The 16,016-nt window shown below is 69.4% G+C and carries 18 protein-coding genes; 9 read left to right on the forward strand and 9 right to left on the reverse strand.

The features are described from left to right. Positions 1–5 precede the first annotated feature (5 nt). Complete coding sequence (locus ACR9Y5_RS10380; protein ID WP_481297886.1) at positions 6–605, forward strand: histidine phosphatase family protein; 600 nt, start codon at positions 6–8, stop codon at positions 603–605. A 39-nt stretch (positions 606–644) separates the two neighbouring features. On the opposite strand, the gene ACR9Y5_RS10385 is transcribed toward ACR9Y5_RS10380, so the two are convergent. Continuing rightward, positions 645–1,724, reverse strand: a complete 1,080-nt coding sequence (locus ACR9Y5_RS10385; protein WP_481297887.1) for a glycosyltransferase family 4 protein — start codon at positions 1,722–1,724, stop codon at positions 645–647. Beyond that, positions 1,721–2,647, reverse strand: coding sequence for an alpha/beta fold hydrolase (locus ACR9Y5_RS10390; RefSeq protein ID WP_481297888.1), 927 nt, complete (start codon positions 2,645–2,647; stop codon positions 1,721–1,723). The genes ACR9Y5_RS10385 and ACR9Y5_RS10390 overlap by 4 nt, the downstream gene beginning before the upstream one ends. A gap of 165 nt (positions 2,648–2,812) precedes the next feature. On the opposite strand from ACR9Y5_RS10390, the gene treS reads away from it, so the two are divergent. The 3 genes from treS to ACR9Y5_RS10405 all read left to right on the forward strand — a co-directional run bounded on the left by treS (position 2,813) and on the right by ACR9Y5_RS10405 (position 5,799). Further along, positions 2,813–4,522 (forward strand): maltose alpha-D-glucosyltransferase, encoded by a 1,710-nt coding sequence (gene treS, locus ACR9Y5_RS10395; RefSeq protein ID WP_481297889.1) that lies wholly within the window; start codon positions 2,813–2,815, stop codon positions 4,520–4,522. 177 nt (positions 4,523–4,699) lie between these two features. After that, complete coding sequence (locus ACR9Y5_RS10400) at positions 4,700–5,386, forward strand: exonuclease domain-containing protein (RefSeq protein WP_481297890.1); 687 nt, start codon at positions 4,700–4,702, stop codon at positions 5,384–5,386. A gap of 80 nt (positions 5,387–5,466) precedes the next feature. Further along, positions 5,467–5,799, forward strand: coding sequence for a DUF4190 domain-containing protein (locus tag ACR9Y5_RS10405; RefSeq protein WP_481297891.1), 333 nt, complete (start codon positions 5,467–5,469; stop codon positions 5,797–5,799). A gap of 637 nt (positions 5,800–6,436) precedes the next feature. Here ACR9Y5_RS10405 and ACR9Y5_RS10410 read toward each other — a convergent pair. From ACR9Y5_RS10410 to glgA, 3 genes are all read right to left on the reverse strand, one after another. After that, entirely contained in the window at positions 6,437–6,688 is a 252-nt protein-coding gene (locus tag ACR9Y5_RS10410; RefSeq protein ID WP_115696813.1) for a type B 50S ribosomal protein L31, read from the reverse strand. Positions 6,689–6,841: 153 nt separating this feature from the next. Beyond that, positions 6,842–7,642, reverse strand: coding sequence for an ABC transporter ATP-binding protein (locus tag ACR9Y5_RS10415; RefSeq protein WP_481297892.1), 801 nt, complete (start codon positions 7,640–7,642; stop codon positions 6,842–6,844). Between the two features lie 30 nt (positions 7,643–7,672). Then, positions 7,673–8,863, reverse strand: a complete 1,191-nt coding sequence (gene glgA, locus ACR9Y5_RS10420; protein WP_481297893.1) for a glycogen synthase — start codon at positions 8,861–8,863, stop codon at positions 7,673–7,675. A gap of 47 nt (positions 8,864–8,910) precedes the next feature. On the opposite strand from glgA, the gene ACR9Y5_RS10425 reads away from it, so the two are divergent. Further along, the gene (locus tag ACR9Y5_RS10425; protein WP_481297894.1) at positions 8,911–10,155 is read left to right on the forward strand and encodes a glucose-1-phosphate adenylyltransferase; all 1,245 of its coding nucleotides are present in this window, start codon (positions 8,911–8,913) and stop codon (positions 10,153–10,155) included. Continuing rightward, positions 10,152–10,832, forward strand: coding sequence for a phosphoserine phosphatase SerB (gene serB / locus ACR9Y5_RS10430; protein WP_481297895.1), 681 nt, complete (start codon positions 10,152–10,154; stop codon positions 10,830–10,832). The genes ACR9Y5_RS10425 and serB overlap by 4 nt, the downstream gene beginning before the upstream one ends. A gap of 44 nt (positions 10,833–10,876) precedes the next feature. Here serB and fabG read toward each other — a convergent pair whose 3' ends face one another. Then, positions 10,877–11,587, reverse strand: coding sequence for a 3-oxoacyl-ACP reductase FabG (gene fabG, locus ACR9Y5_RS10435; protein ID WP_481297896.1), 711 nt, complete (start codon positions 11,585–11,587; stop codon positions 10,877–10,879). Between the two features lie 90 nt (positions 11,588–11,677). Here fabG and ACR9Y5_RS10440 point away from each other — a divergent pair, with 90 nt between their 5' ends. The 3 genes from ACR9Y5_RS10440 to ACR9Y5_RS10450 are packed head-to-tail and all read left to right on the forward strand — an operon-like array spanning position 11,678 to position 13,070. Then, entirely contained in the window at positions 11,678–11,989 is a 312-nt protein-coding gene (locus tag ACR9Y5_RS10440; protein ID WP_481297897.1) for a DUF3099 domain-containing protein, read from the forward strand. Next, positions 11,986–12,210, forward strand: coding sequence for a hypothetical protein (locus tag ACR9Y5_RS10445; RefSeq protein WP_481297898.1), 225 nt, complete (start codon positions 11,986–11,988; stop codon positions 12,208–12,210). Before ACR9Y5_RS10440 ends, ACR9Y5_RS10445 begins: the two co-directional genes overlap by 4 nt. Continuing rightward, a complete protein-coding gene (locus tag ACR9Y5_RS10450) occupies positions 12,207–13,070 on the forward strand; it encodes an SURF1 family cytochrome oxidase biogenesis protein (RefSeq protein ID WP_481297899.1) in 864 nt (287 codons plus the stop codon). Before ACR9Y5_RS10445 ends, ACR9Y5_RS10450 begins: the two co-directional genes overlap by 4 nt. Positions 13,071–13,169: 99 nt before the next feature. Here the strand turns inward: ACR9Y5_RS10450 and ACR9Y5_RS10455 are convergent, their stop codons facing one another. From ACR9Y5_RS10455 to sufC, 3 genes are all read right to left on the reverse strand, one after another. Then, positions 13,170–14,768, reverse strand: a complete 1,599-nt coding sequence (locus tag ACR9Y5_RS10455) for an ABC-F family ATP-binding cassette domain-containing protein (protein WP_481297900.1) — start codon at positions 14,766–14,768, stop codon at positions 13,170–13,172. Positions 14,769–14,866: 98 nt separating this feature from the next. Next, positions 14,867–15,196 carry a metal-sulfur cluster assembly factor gene (locus tag ACR9Y5_RS10460; RefSeq protein WP_301208424.1) on the reverse strand — a complete coding sequence of 110 codons (330 nt, stop codon included), beginning with the start codon at positions 15,194–15,196 and terminating at the stop codon, positions 14,867–14,869. A gap of 23 nt (positions 15,197–15,219) precedes the next feature. Then, positions 15,220–16,014: a Fe-S cluster assembly ATPase SufC gene (gene sufC, locus ACR9Y5_RS10465; protein WP_481297901.1), complete on the reverse strand. Its 795-nt coding sequence runs from the start codon at positions 16,012–16,014 to the stop codon at positions 15,220–15,222. Positions 16,015–16,016: the final 2 nt, after the last annotated feature.

The raw sequence follows: 16,016 nt of genomic DNA on the forward strand, positions 1-16,016 counted from the left end.
CGCGTGTGACCTTCATCTCCCTCGTGCGGCACGGACAGACCGACTGGAATCTCGCCAAGCGCATCCAGGGCTCGAGCGACATCCCGCTCAACGAGACCGGTCGCGAGCAGGCGGAGACGACGGGGCGTGCGCTCGCGGGCGGCCGCTTCGACGCGATCTACGCCAGCCCGCTCTCGCGCGCGATGGAGACGGCGCGGATCATCTCGGGGCACGTCGGCCTCGGCCGGCCGGAGGCTCTCTCGGCGCTCGCGGAGCGCAACTACGGCGAGGCCGAGGGACTGACCGGCGAGCAGATCCTGGCGCGCTGGCCCGAGGGCACCCCGGTCCCTGGACGCGAGACGCGCGACGAGGTCGTTGCCCGCGCCCTGCCCGCGCTCCACGACCTCGGCGAGCGGCATCCCGACGAGAACGTCATCGTGGTCAGCCACGGCGGCGTCATCTCGTCCTTGGTGCGGCACGTCACCGACCACGCGCTCCCTGGACCCGGCGAGCTGATCCCCAACGGCTCCGTGCACCGGTTCATCTACGAGGACGGCGCTCTCACACTGGACCGCTTCAACCTCGGCCCGGAGGACCGCGATCTGTTCACCGCGTCCGTCATGTGACGTGAGGCAGGGCGCCGGTTCGCAGGTCGGCGCGCGGACTCAGCGCCCCTGCGCCACGGTGTCCGTCAGCACGGCGAGCAGCCGCCGCGCCGACTCGTCCCAGGTGTACCGCGCCGCCTGTGCGCGCCCGGCGGCCGAGCGCGCCGCCCACTCGTCGCCCTGCTCCAGCCGCCGCACGCTCGCAGCGACCTGCTCGGCCGAGTCCGGGTCGAAGTACAGGGCCGCATCCCCGCCGATCTCGCGGAAGATCGGGATGTCGCTGGCCAGCACCGGCGTCCCCACCGTCATCGCCTCCAGCAGCGGGATGCCGAATCCCTCGTCGTGGGACGCCGACGCGAACGCGGTCGCCGCGGCGAGCGTCTCGGCGTACTCCTCGTCGCTCGCGCCGTCGTGGAACACCAGCGAGGCGCCGGACGCCAGCTCGGTCAGACGCGCGCGTTCCGCCTCCGTCACCCGGCTCATCAGGTGGAGCGTGTAGTCCGGAAGCAGGGCTGCGGCGCGCACCAGCGTGTCCACGTTCTTGTACGGCATGAAGGAGCCCATGTAGACCAGGCTCTTCGACTCCGGCGCGGTGCGCTCCCGCCGTCCGGGAGCGAGCTCCGGCATCTGCGCGGCGTTCGAGACGACCGAGACCGGGCGCTTCGTCAGATGGTGCTCGGCGATGAGCGCCTTGGTCGTCTCCGAGACGGTGACCACGGCGTCCGACCGGTTCAGCAGCATCCGCTGCGGCCACCAGGCCAAGTGGTACAGCCGCCACAGGCCGCGCACGAAGGCCGGCAGGTCACGCGGAGGCGTCGGGTGCCGGTAGTAGATCAGGTCGTGCACGGTGAGCACGAGCTTGTACCGGCGGCCGAAGCCGCCCATGGTCTGCATCGGCGTGAACACGATGTCGGGGTTCAGCTTGTTGACGGTGCGCGCGACCCACGGCTCCCCGGCCGACGTCGGCGACGGGATGAGCTCCCACGGCAGGTCGGGCAGCAGCTCGAGCTGGCGATGGTCGTTGATCAGCATCGTGACCGGATGCAGCTTCGCCAGGGCCCCGACCAGCTCGGCCGTGTACCGGCTGATGCCGTCGTGCCGCCCGATCCGCGTGTAGCGGCAGTCGAACAGGATCCTCACGGCGTCGTCCCCCCGGCCAGGAACCGGCGGATGGCGTCGGCCGCGGCCGCCGGGGCCTCGTAGTGGATCAGGTGCCCGACCTCCGGGATCACGACCAGCTCGGCCGACGGGAACAGCTTCTGCAACCGGTGCTCGGCCGCGACAGGCGTGATGTCGTCCTTCTCGGCGGCGACCAGCAGCGTGCGCTCCGGAACGCGCGGCGCGTACTCGCTCACGTCATGCGAGACCGAGGCGCGGAACGCCTCCAGCACCACGCGACGGTCGCTGAAGGCGGAGAAGTAGCGGTCGTGCTGGTCGTGGATCCAGCGGCGCAGCGCCGCATCCTTCGTCTTCGCCATCGCCACGCTCATGACGCGCACGATCAGGCGGTTGCGCAGCAGGGCGAACCCGAGCCGCTCGGGCAGCACGGCGGCCAGCCAGTAGTAGAAGATCGCCAGCCGGGTCAGGATGCCGCGGGGGCCCGCCAGCGCAGGCTGACCGATCGGGTTCACCAGCACCACGTCGTCGGGGCGACGGCCGTGCGCCGAGCCGGCGCCGGACGCCGCGAGCGACCCCGACACGACGATCGACCCGAACGAGTGGCCCAGCAGCACCAGACGCGTGCCGGCGGGGATGCCGAGCGCGGCGACGAACTCGCTCAGCCAGCGGCCGTAGCCGTCGATGTCGTGAGCCGCCTCCGTCATCGGCGTGGACGCGCCGAAACCGGGCAGGTCGGGCGACACCATCCGCACGCCGTCGAGCTGCGCGACCACCGGCTCCAGGCCGTGGTGATCGCCGCGGAACCCGTGCACGAGGACGAGCGTGATGGCGGCATCCGGGTCGCCGTAGTCCCAGTACCGGGTCGACGAACCGAGGAGGCGGACCTCCCCCTCGCGGACGGGGACGCGCTCCAGAGCGGCTGCGTAAGGGGACGAGACGGACATCGCCAGACAGTCTAGGCGGCGTGGCGGGAAGAGGACTGGACAGGCCGGGGTCGCCACGCCCTAGACTTCACTGGGTGCAATCGCTTGCACCACCGCCGCAGTCCCCACATCCGCAGTCCCCATCCCCGCAGTCCCCCGCCGCCGCTCGGCCCCCCAAGGAGAACCGTGAGTTTCACCGCGCCCATCACGCTGCCCGGGCTCGCCCTCGACCCCCAGTGGTACCGCCGGTCGGTCTTCTACGAGGTCATGGTCCGCTCGTTCGTCGACAGCAACGGCGACGGCTCCGGGGACATCTCCGGGCTCACCTCCAAGCTCGACTACCTGCAGTGGCTCGGCATCGACGCGCTCTGGCTCCCGCCGTTCTTCCAGTCACCGCTGCGCGACGGCGGCTACGACGTCTCCGACTTCAAGGCGATCCTCCCCGAGTTCGGCACCATCGACGAGTTCCGCGAGCTGGTCACCAAGGCGCACGAGCGCAACATGCGCATCATCATCGACCTGCCGATCAACCACACCTCCGACCAGCACGACTGGTTCCAGCAGTCCCGCTCCGACCCGGAGGGTCCGTACGGCGACTTCTACGTGTGGAACGACACGGACGACAAGTGGCCGGACATCCGCATCATCTTCGTCGACACCGAGGACTCCAACTGGGCGTTCGACGAGGCTCGCAGGCAGTTCTACTTCCACCGCTTCTTCTCGCACCAGCCCGACCTCAACTTCGAGAACCCGGCGGTGCACGAGGCGATGTACGACATCGTCAAGTTCTGGCTCGACCTCGGCGTCGACGGTTTCCGGCTCGACGCCATCCCGTACCTCTACGAGTCCGACGAGGGCAACGGCGAGGGCGAGCCGAAGACCCACGAGTTCATCATCAAGCTGCGCGAGTGGGTCGACCGCGAGTACCCCGGACGCGTCATGATCGCCGAGGCCAACCAGTGGCCGCGTGAGGTCGCGGCGTTCTTCGGCACCGAGGAGGAGCCGGAGTGCCACATGGCGTTCGACTTCCCGGTCATGCCGCGCATCTTCTACGCGCTGCGGTCGCAGCAGGCGGGCGAGCTGGTCCGCGTGCTCTCGGAGACGACCGACGTTCCCGACGGTGCGGCCTGGGGCGTCTTCCTGCGCAACCACGACGAGCTCACCCTCGAGATGGTGAGCGAGGAGTACCGCCAGGCGATGTACGGCTGGTACGCCTACGACCCGCGGATGCGCGCCAACATCGGCATCCGCCGCCGCCTCGCGCCGCTGCTCGACAACTCCCGCGCGGAGCTCGAACTGGCGCACGCGCTGCTGTTCTCGCTGCCCGGCAGCCCGTTCCTCTACTACGGCGACGAGATCGGGATGGGCGACAACATCTGGCTGCCGGACCGCGACAGCTCCCGCACGCCGATGCAGTGGACGCCGGACCGCAACGCCGGCTTCTCCAGCGCCGACCCTGGCAAGCTCTACCTGCCCGTGGTGCAGTCGCTGGTCTACCACTACAACCAGGTGAATGTGGAGGCGCAGCTCGCGCAGTCCCGCTCGCTGCTGCACTGGATCCGCAACGTCATCCACGTGCGCAAGGCGCACCCCGTATTCGGCCTGGGCGACATCCGCGTGCTGCCCACCGACCACGAGTCGGTGCTGGCCTTCGTTCGCTCGTACGCCGGGAGCGGCACCCACTTCGGCGACCAGCCGGAGGACGTGCTGTGCGTGTTCTCGTTCGCGCACAATCCGGTCTCGGTCACGCTGGAGGCTCCTGACCTCGCCGGCCGGGCGCTGTACGACCTCTTCGGCGGCGCGGAGTTCCCGACCGTCGCCGAGGACGGCCGCTTCACCCTCACGCTCGGCACCCAGAACTTCTACTGGCTGCACATCGAGCCGCGCCGCGACTGAGGGCTCCGCCCCTCGCCTGTTCGCCCGTCCGCCCGTCCGCCTCATCGCCCGTCCGCCTCATCGCCCGTTCGCCGAGGTGCACCTTGTTGTGCACTTCTTCGGCGTGTCGGCCGCAAGTACGTGCACCTCAGCGTGGCGCTCCCCGGGGATGACGGCGGGTCCGCTTAGCGTGAAGGCATGAGCACGTGGCACCAGCGTCTCGGCGTCTTCGACCTCGAGACCACCGGAATCGACGTCGAATCGGCCCGGATCGTCACCGCCCACGTCGGGCTACTCGACGAGTCCGGCGAGGTGCTGCACCGCCGGGACTGGCTGCTCGACCCGCTGGTCGACATCCCGGCGGAGGCCACCGCGGTGCACGGCATCACCACCGAGCAGGCCCGCGAGCACGGCATGGATGCGGCCCGCGGCGTGGCCGCGATCGTCGCGCAGCTGCGCAGCCTGTTCGAGCGCGGCATCCCCGTGGTCGCCTACAACGCGCCCTACGACTTCACCCTGCTCGACCGGGAGGCCCGCCGCCACCAGGTCGAGCCCCTCGTCTCCCCCGGCCCGATCATCGACCCCCTCGTCATCGACAAAGCGGTCGACAAGTACCGCCGCGGCAAGCGGACGCTCACGGTCACCGCGACGCACTACGGCGTCGACCTGCTCGCCGCGCACGACGCGGGCGCCGACGCGATCGCCGCCGGCCGGGTCGCCCAGGCGCTGGCGCGCATCCACGCCGAAGCCCTGGCGTTCGAAGCCGCCGAGCTGCACCGCCGACAGGTGGACTGGTGCCGCGAACAGGCCGCCGACTTCCAGGAGTACATGCGTCGGGAGCGCGATCCGGAGTTCACCACGTCGGGGGCCTGGCCGATTCGCTGAGGAGCGGTTCGCCGCTCAGCCCGCTTCTCCTCGACCTGGGGTCTACTCCCGCGTCTGCTGCGACCGATAGTGTCTGCGGCATGAGCGACTCGAATCTGAACCCGCAGCCCCTCCCGCCGCAGCAGCCCCAGCAACCCCAGTACGGCCAGCAGCCCTACGGCGCCCCCGCCCAGCCGGGCTGGAACACGATGGCGATCGTCGCCTTCGTCGCCACCTTCTTCCTCAGCATCCTCGGCATCATCCTGGGCTTCGTCGCCCTGTCGCAGATCAAGCGCACCGGGGAGCAGGGCCGAGGCCTCGCGCTCGCGGCCATCATCATCGGCTTCGTGGCGCTCGCCCTCGGGATCATCTTCTCGATCATCATCGTGGCCGCCATCGCCTCCAACCCCCACGTCTACTACCAGGGCTCCTGACCGCTTGCTGACCGCCAAGGCCCTCGTCCGCTGGACGGGGGCCTTCGTGCGTCGTGGGCCCGGCGCGCGTGGATCCGGCGCGTCCTTCCGTCGGAGAATGAGCCCCGAATCTCCGACACAGCACTCTGCGGATGGAGATCTGGAGCCAACGCGGCCGGATCTCCGACATACGTGCGCGAATCTCCGACGCACGGTGATCGAGCGCCGCGACATGGGCGCCGCACCAGGAGCACCGCCGCTCTTACGTCGGAGAACAGGCCTCAAATCTCCGACACAACGCTCTGCGGATGGAGATCTGGAGCCAACGCGGCCGGATCTCCGACACACGTGCGCGAATCTCCGACGCACGGTGATCGAGCGCCGCGACATGGGCGCCGCACCACGAGCACCGCCGCTCTTACGTCGGAGAACAGGCCTCAAATCTCCGACACAGCACTCTGCGGATGGAGATCTGGGGCCAACGCGGCCGGATCTCCGATATGCGCTCACGAATCTCCGACACAGCACCCACCGCCACGCCCCTGCCCCGCACGCGTTCCGGCCCCGCGCAGCCGCACCCCGCACCGCGCACCCGGAAACGGCGAAGGCCCCCGTCCGCTGGACGGGGGCCTTCGAACGCGCCCGGGGGCGTCGCGGCTTACTTGCCGAAGTTCTTGTAGCGCGAGTTGAACTTCTCGACGCGACCGGCGGAGTCGAGGATGCGCTGCTTGCCGGTGTAGAACGGGTGCGACTCGGACGAGATCTCGACGTCGATCACCGGGTAGGTGTTGCCGTCCTCCCACTCGATCGTCTTGTCGCTCGAGACGGTGGAGCGGGTGAGGAACGTCGCACCCGAGGCCAGGTCGCGGAAAACCACCGGGGCGTAGTCGGGGTGGATGCCAGTCTTCATCAGGACTTCCTTGTTGCAGCTAGTAGTCGGTTCGGTCGTGTCCGCGCAGACCGCGTGGACGGGAAGCTTCAGACCCGGTGAATCGAACGGCGCCATGACGGCATGATCGGTTCGGGGGCCAGCTATCGAGTCTAGCAGATCGGGCCGCGTGGCTCAGTCCGCGACGGCCTGGCGCGCCCGGGCGGTGTAGCGGCCGTCCGACTCGGCGATCTCGACGTCGATGTCGAAGGTCGCGCTGAGGTTCTCGCTCGTCAGCACCTCGGCGATCGGGCCCTTGGCCATGATCTCGCCGTCCTTGAGCAGCAGCGCACGGTTGAACGCCTGCGGAATCTCCTCCACATGGTGGGTGACCATGACGATCGCCGGCGACTTCGGGTCGCTCGCGTAACCGCCGAGCAGCTGCAGCAGCTCCTCGCGGCCGCCGAGGTCGAGGCTCGCCGCGGGCTCGTCGAGCAGCAGGATCTCGGGGTCGGTCATCACCGAACGGGCGATCTGCACGCGCTTCTGCTCGCCGTCGGAGAGGCTGCCGAAGGCGCGTTCGGCCAGGTGGTCGAGGTGCCACTCCGCGAGCACGCGGTGGGCGCGCCGCTCGTCGATCTCCTCGTACAGCTCGTTCCAGCGTCCGGTGACCGCGTAGGCCGCGGTCATGACGACGTCGAGAACGCGCTCGGTGCGCGGGATGCGCCGGGCCAGCGCGCTGGAGGCGAAGCCGAGCAGCGGCCGCAGCTCCGCCAGGTCGGTGTGGCCGACCGTCTCGCCGAGCACGACCGCCTCGCCCGAGGACGGGTGCAGTGCGGCCGCGGCGATCTGCAGCAGCGTGGTCTTGCCGGCGCCGTTACGGCCCAGGATGACCCACCGTTCGTCCGGCTCGACCGCCCAGTCGATACCCTTCAGGACGGGGTTGCCGTCCCGTACAACGGACACGTCGGTAAGTCGGAGAACGCTGTCGGCCATAGGTTCCAGCCTACCTGCGCCGCGCGGCGATCAGTGACGACCGGCCAGCGAGCGGTACACGTCGCGGGTCTGCTCCGCGATGGTCGCCCAGCTGAACGACGTCTGCGCCCGCTCGCGCCCCGCGCGGCCCATCTCGGCGGCCCCGGCGGGGTCGCTGACGACCTCCGTGAGAGCCGCGGCGAGGTCGGCCACGAAGCGCTCCGGGTCGGTCGGCGTGCCCGTCCCGTCCTGCAGTTGCTGGATGGGCACCAGCCGTCCGGTGACGCCGTCCACGATGACCTCGGGGATGCCCCCGGTCGCCGTGCCGACCACCGGGAGCCCGCAGGCCATGGCCTCCAGGTTGACGATGCCGAGCGGCTCGTAGATCGACGGGCAGACGAAGACGGTGGATGCGGTGAGCGCGATCCGCAGTTCGTCGTTCGGCAGCAGGCGGTCGATCCACACCACCCCGTCGCGCTCGGCCTGCAGCTGCTCGACCAGTCCGGTCACCTCGGCGAGGATCTCGGGCGTGTCCGGCGCACCGGCACAGAGGATGACCTGCACGTCCTTCGGCAGCGCGCGCGCCGCGCGCAGCAGGTACGGAAGGCCCTTCTGGCGGGTGATGCGCCCGACGAAGATGACCGCCGGGCGCTCCGGGTCGATCCCGAGCGCGCGGGCACGGTCGTCGTCGCGGAGCGGCTGCCAGCGCTCCAGGTCGATGCCGTTGTAGATCGTGACGACCTTGGTCGGGTCGAGCGCGGGGTACGCGGTGAGGATGTCGCGGCGCATCCCGTCGCTCACCGCGATGACGGTGTCGGCCGCCTCGAAGGCGGTCTTCTCGATCCAGCTGGAGACGCGGTACCCGCCGCCCAGCTGCTCGGCCTTCCAGGGCCGCAGGGGCTCCAGGCTGTGCGCCGTGACGACGTGCGGGATGCCGTGCAGCAGCTTCGCCAGGTGACCCCCGGCGTTCGCATACCAGGTGTGCGAGTGGACGACATCCGCTCCCCCGCAGTCCTGCGCCATCTGCAGGTCGACGCCGAGGGTGGCGATCGCGCCGTTGGCGTCGGCGAGCTCCGCGGGCACGCGGTATGACGCGGTATCCGGCTGGTCGCGCGGGCCGCCGAAGGCGCGCACGATCACCTCGGTGTCGTTCCGGAGCGCCCGAACGAGCTCCGTCACGTGGACCCCGGCACCCCCGTAGATGTCCGGCGGGTACTCCTTGGTCAGAAGATCGACGCGCATGACCAAAACGCTAGTACAGCGAACACTTCGCCTCTACTGTGGAGGACATGGCAGCAGGCAAGAAGATCTTCGGCATCGTCCTCGCGGGCGGAGAGGGCAAGCGGCTGATGCCGTTGACCGCGGACCGGGCCAAGCCCGCCGTCCCGTTCGGCGGACAGTACCGTCTCATCGACTTCGCCCTGTCGAACCTGATCAACTCGCAGCTGCGCCAGATCGTCGTGCTCACCCAGTACAAGTCCCACAGCCTCGACCGCCACGTGTCGCAGACCTGGCGGCTCGACGGCATCACGAACTCCTACATCGCCTCCGTCCCCGCGCAGCAGCGCCTCGGGAAGCGCTGGTTCAGCGGGTCGGCGGACGCCATCCTGCAGAGCCTCAACCTGCTCCGCGACGAGAAGCCCGACATCGTCGCCGTCGTCGGCGCCGACCACGTGTACCGGATGGACTTCGGTCAGATGATCCAGGCGCACATCGACTCCGGCGCCCCGGCGACCGTCGCCGCCATCCGCCAGCCCATCGGGCTCGCCGACCAGTTCGGCGTCATCGAGGTCGAGCCCGAGCGGCCCACGCGCATCGGGGCGTTCCGCGAGAAGCCGCGCGATCCGGTCGGTCTGCCCGACTCGCCGAACGAAGTGCTCGCCTCGATGGGCAACTACGTCTTCGACGCCGATGCTCTGATCGACGCCGTGATCCGCGACGGCGACCGGCCCGACTCCAACCACGACATGGGCGGCGACATCATCCCCGACTTCGTGTCGCGCAACGAGGCGGCCGTCTACGACTTCAACAACAACGATGTCCCCGGCTCGACCGACCGCGACCGCTACTACTGGCGGGATGTGGGGACGATCGACTCGTTCTTCGAGGCGCACCAGGACCTCATCTCGGCGCTCCCGGTGTTCAACCTCTACAACAACAGCTGGCCGATCTTCAGCCAGGTGCTCAACTCCCCGCCGGCGAAGATCGTGCGGGACGGGCGCGGCGCGCTCGGCACGACCATCGACTCGATCGTGTCCCTGGGTTCCGTGATTTCGGGCGCCCACCTCGAGCGCAGCGTGCTGGGCCCGTGGGCGAAGGTGGACTCTGGTGCGAAGGTGATCGACTCGGTCGTCTTCGAGCGCGCGATCATCGAGCCGAACGCGTTCGTCGGCCGCGCCATCCTCGACAAGGATGTGGTGGTCGCCGAGGGCGCGCAGATCGGTGTCGACCCGGATCGGGACCGTGCACGCGGCTTCACCGTGACCGACTCGGGCATCACCGTCGTCGGCAAGGGAGTGCACGTCGTTCCATGACGCCCGCCACGCCATCGCCGACAACCGAACACCACCCGAGCGCCTCGCTGCTCGTCGTGCTCGACGCCGACTCCACGCTCCTCCAGGACGAGGTCATCGAACTGCTCGCCGAGGAGGCCGGATCCCGCACCGAGGTGGCCGACATCACCGAGCGCGCCATGCGGGGCGAGCTCGACTTCGAACGCAGCCTGCGTGAGCGCGTCCGCACCCTCAAAGGGCTTCCGGCTTCCGTCTTCCAGCACGTGGGCGAGCGCATCCGCGTCACCGATGGCGTGCCGGAGCTGATCTCGGGCGTGCAGCGGGCCGGCGGCGTCGTCGGGGTCGTCTCCGGCGGGTTCCACGAACTGCTCGACCCGATCGGCGAACGCCTCGGACTCGACCACTGGCGGGCGAACCGCCTGGTGGTGCGGAACGGCGTGCTCACCGGCGAGGTCGACGGTCCGGTGGTGGATGCGGCCGCGAAGGCGCAGGCGCTGCTCTTCTGGGCCGCCACCGCGGGCGTGCACCTGCGGCAGACGGTGGCGATCGGCGACGGTGCGAACGACCTCCGGATGATGGCGGAGGCGGGTCTCGCCGTCGCGTTCAACGCGAAGCCGCGGGTGCGGGCGGAGGCCGACGTCGTCGTCGACCGCACCGACCTGTCCCAGGTGTTGCCCCTCCTCGGCCTGCGCGGGTGACGCCAGGCCGCCCCACGGCTGCGGCGGGGCCCCGGTTCGTCGGGCTAGTGGCCCATCCCGAGTCCGCCGTCGACCGGGATGACCGCACCGGAGATGTAGCCGGCGTCGTCGCCCGCGATCCAGGTGACGACCTTCGCCACCTCGCCGGCCGACGCGAACCGGCCCGCGGGGATGCTCTTCTTGTATTCGGCCTGCTGCGCCTCGGGCAGCGCCGCGGTCATGTCCGTCTCGATGAAGCCGGGCGCCACGACGTTCGCCGTGATGCCGCGAGCCCCGAGCTCCCGGGTGATCGAGCGCGCCATGCCGACCAGCCCTGCCTTCGACGACGCGTAGTTGACCTGCCCGGCGCCCCCGAACAGCCCGACGACGCTCGAGATGAGCACGATGCGTCCGAAACGCGCCTTCAGCATGCCCTTGTTCGCGCGTTTGACGACGCGGAAGGCGCCGCCCAGGTTGGTCTCGACGACAGAGTCGAACTCCTCGTCCGTCATCCGCATCAGCAGCGTGTCCTTGGTGATGCCCGCGTTCGCGACCACGACCTCCACCGGACCCAGCTTCTCCTCCACCTCGGTGAAGGCAGCGTCGACGGATGCGGCGTCCGTCACATCCGCCCGCACGGTGAGCGCGCCCTGCGGCCCCTCGCCCGAACGCGCGGTGACCGCGACGCGGTGCCCCTGCGCGACGAACTCCTCGGCGATGGCAAAGCCGATCCCCCGGTTGCCTCCGGTGACGAGGACGGTGCGTGGCGTGGTCATGCGCTTCCCTTCTGGAAATGAAGCTTTCTGCGGATTCGTCCCGAGCGGGACCCAACCCCAGTTTATGGACGTACTCTGGAGGCAACGCACATGAAAAAACCCTCAGCACCGTCGATCACGAGTCTCCCCCTCTCTCCCGACGAGGAGCGACGGCACCGGATGATCAAGTATTCGGTCGCCATGGGCGTCCGCGTGCTCTGCCTGGTCGCGGCGGTCATCGTGCCGGGATGGTGGGCGGCCATCCCCCTGGTCCTTGCGATCTTCCTCCCCTACTTCGCGGTGGTCATCGCGAACGTGTCGGTGGAGCAGGGTCGAGTCGACGTTCAGCGTCCAGGCAGTATCGTTCCTGTGGCGCCACCGACACCCGGGGCGCCCGGAGAAGAGCCGCGGGAGGGCCAGTGATCGGGATCGGCGAGCCGGAGCCGCTGACCTGTTCGCGCGCCGGCTGCCGGGAGACCGCGGCGTGGCGCATCGAGTGGCGCAACCCGCGCATCCACTCGGAGGAGCGCGTCAAGGTGTGGCTCGCGTGCGCCGAGCACGTCGACTTCCTGCGCGAGTTCCTGGCCGCGCGGGACTTCCCGCTGCGGGTGGTCGCCGTCGACGACGCGAGGACGACGGCGTGAGCGAGCAGAAGACCGCCGGCTGGCGGTTCGCCTTCTCACGCCGTTGGCTGGGCTACCTGGCGTTCGCGATCGCGTTCGCCATCGCCTGCGGTTTCCTCTCCAATTGGCAGCTGTCACGCAGCAAGGAGGCTGCGGCGGCGAACGCGCTGATCGCGTCGAACTTCGACTCGCGGCCGGTGCCGCTCACGCAGGAGCTGCCGTCGCTCGGCGCGTACTCGCCGAAGCAGGAGTGGACCCGTGTCACGGTCACGGGGACGTACGAGCGCGACAAGCAGCTCCTGGTGCGCAACCGCCCGTTCAACGGCAGCCCCGGCTTCGAGGTGCTCACCCCGCTGCGGACGGCGGACGGCTCGCTGTTCATCGTCGACCGGGGATGGGTGCCGACCGGCGACCGCACCGACTCCCCCGACCACGTCCCCGCCGCGCCGTCCGGCACGGTGACCGTGATCGCACGTTTGAAGGCCAGCGAGCCGGCGATCGCGGGGCGCACTGCGGTCGGCGATCAGGTGGGAACCATCCAGCTCTCGGTGGTGAAGCAGAAGCTCGACGGCGCGGACATGTACACCGCCGCGTACGGGCTCCTCGACAGCGAGGATCCGGCGCCCGCGACCGCCCCGACACCGACGGTGACCGCTCCCCCGACACAGGACGAGGGGCTGCACTGGTCGTACATGATCCAGTGGATCATCTTCGCGCTGATCGGCTTCTTCGGCCTCGGCTACGCCCTCGTCACCGAGTACCGGCGCCGCAACTCCGACGACCCCGCCGAACAGGCTCGTGCCGCCGAGCGGGAGCGTCGTCGTCGCGCGAAGCGCACCGACGCCGACGTCGAGGACGAGCTCCTCGACGCCACCCGCTGACGCTCTCGTCCCTGCCCCCACCGTCGAGTACACGAAAAGTGCACGCCCCAAGCCTCTGGGGCGTGCACTTTTCGTGTACTCGACGGGGGCGGAGGAGGCTCAGGCGAGCGAGATCAGGTCGAGGTAGTCGGGCGACCAGTGGTCCTCGGTGCCGTCCGGGAGGATGAGAACGCGCTCCGGGTTGAGCGCCTCGACGGCCCCCTCGTCGTGGCTGACCAGCACGACCGCGCCCTCGTAGTGCGCAAGCGCATCAAGGATCTCCTCGCGGCTCGCCGGGTCGAGGTTGTTCGTCGGCTCGTCGAGCAGCAGCACATTGGCGCCAGACACGACGATCATCGCCAGCGCCAGACGCGTCTTCTCGCCGCCTGAGAGCACGCCCGCGGGCTTGTGCGCGTCGTCGCCGGTGAACAGGAACGAACCGAGCACCTTGCGCGCCTCGGTCTCGGTCAGCGATGGCGACGACGACACCATGTTCTGGAGGACCGATCGCTCCACGTCGATCGTCTCGTGCTCCTGGGCGTAGTACCCGATGCGGAGGCCGTGCCCGGGCTCCACCTGGCCGGTGTCCGGCGCGTCGACTCCGGCGAGCATGCGCAGCAGCGTCGTCTTCCCGGCGCCGTTCAGGCCCAGGACGACGACCTTCGATCCGCGGTCGATCGCGAGGTCGACGGCCGTGAAGATCTCGAGCGAGCCGTAGCTCTTCGACAGGTCGCTGGCCTGCAGCGGCGTGCGGCCGCACGGCGCCGGCGTCGGGAAGCGCAGCTTGGCCACGCGGTCGACCTGGCGCACATCTTCGAGCCCGGCCAGCAGCTTCTCGGCGCGCGCCACCATCTGGTGGGCTGCGGCGGCCTTGGTCGCCTTGGCGCCGAACTTCGCGGCCTGCAGCTGGAGCGCGCCGGCCTTCTTCTCGGCGTTGGCGCGCTCCTTCTTGCGGCGCTCCTCGTCAGCTGCGCGCTGGCGCTGGTAGTTCCTCCAGCCCATGTTGTAGATGTCGATGACCTGGCGGTTCGCATCCAGGTAGAAGACGCGGTTGACGGTCTCGCCCACGAGCTCGACGTCGTGCGAGATCACGATGAAGCCGCCGCTGTAGTTCTTGAGGAAGTCGCGGAGCCAGATGACCGAGTCCGCGTCCAGGTGGTTGGTCGGCTCGTCGAGGATCATGGTGCGGGCGTCCGAGAACAGGATGCGCGCCAGCTCGATACGCCGGCGCTGACCGCCCGAGAGGGTCATCAGCGGCTGGTCGAGGATGCGGTCGGGCAGGTTGAGGTTGGACGCGATGGACGCCGCCTCCGCCTCGGCCGCGTACCCGCCGAGCAGGTGGAAGCGCTCCTCCAGCCGGCCGTACTTCTTCATCGCGGCCTCGGACACCGCCGGGTCGCTGCTCGCCATGTCGAGCGTCGCCTGCTGCATCCCGAGCACGATGGACCCGAGGCCGCGGGCGTCCAGGATGCGCGTGCGCGCCAGGTCGTCGAGGTTGCCGGACCGCGGGTCCTGCGGCAGGTAGCCGAGTTCGCCGGAGCGGTCGACCTTTCCCGCGGTGGGCAGCAGGTCGCCCGCCAGCACCTTGGTCAGCGTGGTCTTGCCGGCGCCGTTGCGCCCGACGAGTCCGATCTTGTCGCCGTCGGCGACGCGGAAGCTCACATCCTCCATCAGGAGGCGTGCGCCTACGCGCAGTTCGAGGCCCTGCACGGCAAGCACAGTGATTCCATTCGTTCAGCAGCCATCCGTTCCTCGGTTAATCCGGCACACGCCGGGCGTGCACCGGATTAAGTGAGGAACGGATGGCTGGGGAGTCGTCAGATGGCGAAGCCGAGGGCGCGCATCATGTCGCGGCCGTCGTCGGTGATCCGCTCGGGGCCCCACGGCGGCATCCACACCCAGTTGATGCGGAACGCCTCGACGATGCCGTCGAGCGCCTCGGCGGTCTGCTCTTCCAGCACGTCGGTCAGCGGACAGCCGGCGCTGGTGAGCGTCATCGAGATGATGAGGGCGTTGTTCTCGTCGTCCCAGGCCAGGTCGTAGATGAGGCCCAGGTCGACGACATTGATCCCGAGCTCGGGATCCATGACGTTCTTCAGCGCCTCCTCGACCTGGTCGAAGAGCGCGGGGCTCAGCGTGGCGGGCATGTTCGCAGTCTACCTCTCGGGGCTCAGGAGCCGGCGAGCTCGGCCGCGGAGGCCGACGCGGGCTCGGGGGCGTCGACGTAGCGGTCGTAGCCCTCCTCCTCCAGGCGGTCGGCGAGCTCCGGGCCGCCCTGCTCGGCGACGCGGCCGGCGACGAAGACGTGCACGAAGTCCGGCTTGATGTAGCGCAGGATGCGCGTGTAGTGGGTGATCAGCAGGATGCCGAGCCCCGTGTTGGCCTTGGCGCGGTTGACGCCCTCGGAGACGATCTTCAGCGCATCCACGTCGAGACCCGAGTCGGTCTCGTCGAGCACCGCGAACCGGGGCTTCAGCAGTTCGAGCTGGAGGATCTCGTTGCGCTTCTTCTCGCCGCCCGAGAAGCCCTCGTTGACGTTGCGCTCGGCGAACGAGGAGTCCATGCGCAATGCGTTCATCGACTCGCGCACATCCTTGACCCAGGTGCGGATGGACGGCGCCTCACCCGCGATCGCGGTCTTGGCGGTGCGGAGGAAGTTCGTGTTCGTCACACCCGGGATCTCGACCGGGTACTGCATCGCGAGGAACAGCCCGGCGCGGGCGCGCTCGTCGACGGTCATCGCGAGGACGTCCTCGCCGTCGAGCGTGATGCTGCCCTGGGTGACGGTGTACTTGGGGTGGCCGGCGATCGTGTAGGCCAGGGTGGACTTGCCGGACCCGTTCGGGCCCATGATCGCGTGGATCTCACCCTCGTTGATGGTGAGGTCGACGCCGTTCAGGATGGGCTTGATGCCCTGGTCCGTCTCGACGGTGACGTGGAGGTCGCGGATCTCGAGGACTGACATGG

Source organism: Leifsonia sp. KNZ13-11D (assembly GCF_056754895.1).

What these genes read in the sequence shown, in the direction of transcription:
- ACR9Y5_RS10425 (WP_481297894.1), top strand. Translation starts at nt 8,911, where the DNA reads ATGGCAGCAGGCAAGAAGATCTTCGGCATCGTCCTCGCGGGCGGAGAG.
- ACR9Y5_RS10390 (WP_481297888.1), bottom strand. Translation starts at nt 2,647, where the DNA reads ATGTCCGTCTCGTCCCCTTACGCAGCCGCTCTGGAGCGCGTCCCCGTC.
- sufC (WP_481297901.1), bottom strand. Translation starts at nt 16,014, where the DNA reads ATGTCAGTCCTCGAGATCCGCGACCTCCACGTCACCGTCGAGACGGAC.
- fabG (WP_481297896.1), bottom strand. Translation starts at nt 11,587, where the DNA reads ATGACCACGCCACGCACCGTCCTCGTCACCGGAGGCAACCGGGGGATC.
- ACR9Y5_RS10405 (WP_481297891.1), top strand. Translation starts at nt 5,467, where the DNA reads ATGAGCGACTCGAATCTGAACCCGCAGCCCCTCCCGCCGCAGCAGCCC.
- ACR9Y5_RS10415 (WP_481297892.1), bottom strand. Translation starts at nt 7,642, where the DNA reads ATGGCCGACAGCGTTCTCCGACTTACCGACGTGTCCGTTGTACGGGAC.
- serB (WP_481297895.1), top strand. Translation starts at nt 10,152, where the DNA reads ATGACGCCCGCCACGCCATCGCCGACAACCGAACACCACCCGAGCGCC.
- ACR9Y5_RS10460 (WP_301208424.1), bottom strand. Translation starts at nt 15,196, where the DNA reads ATGCCCGCCACGCTGAGCCCCGCGCTCTTCGACCAGGTCGAGGAGGCG.
- glgA (WP_481297893.1), bottom strand. Translation starts at nt 8,863, where the DNA reads ATGCGCGTCGATCTTCTGACCAAGGAGTACCCGCCGGACATCTACGGG.
- ACR9Y5_RS10440 (WP_481297897.1), top strand. Translation starts at nt 11,678, where the DNA reads ATGAAAAAACCCTCAGCACCGTCGATCACGAGTCTCCCCCTCTCTCCC.
- ACR9Y5_RS10410 (WP_115696813.1), bottom strand. Translation starts at nt 6,688, where the DNA reads ATGAAGACTGGCATCCACCCCGACTACGCCCCGGTGGTTTTCCGCGAC.
- ACR9Y5_RS10400 (WP_481297890.1), top strand. Translation starts at nt 4,700, where the DNA reads ATGAGCACGTGGCACCAGCGTCTCGGCGTCTTCGACCTCGAGACCACC.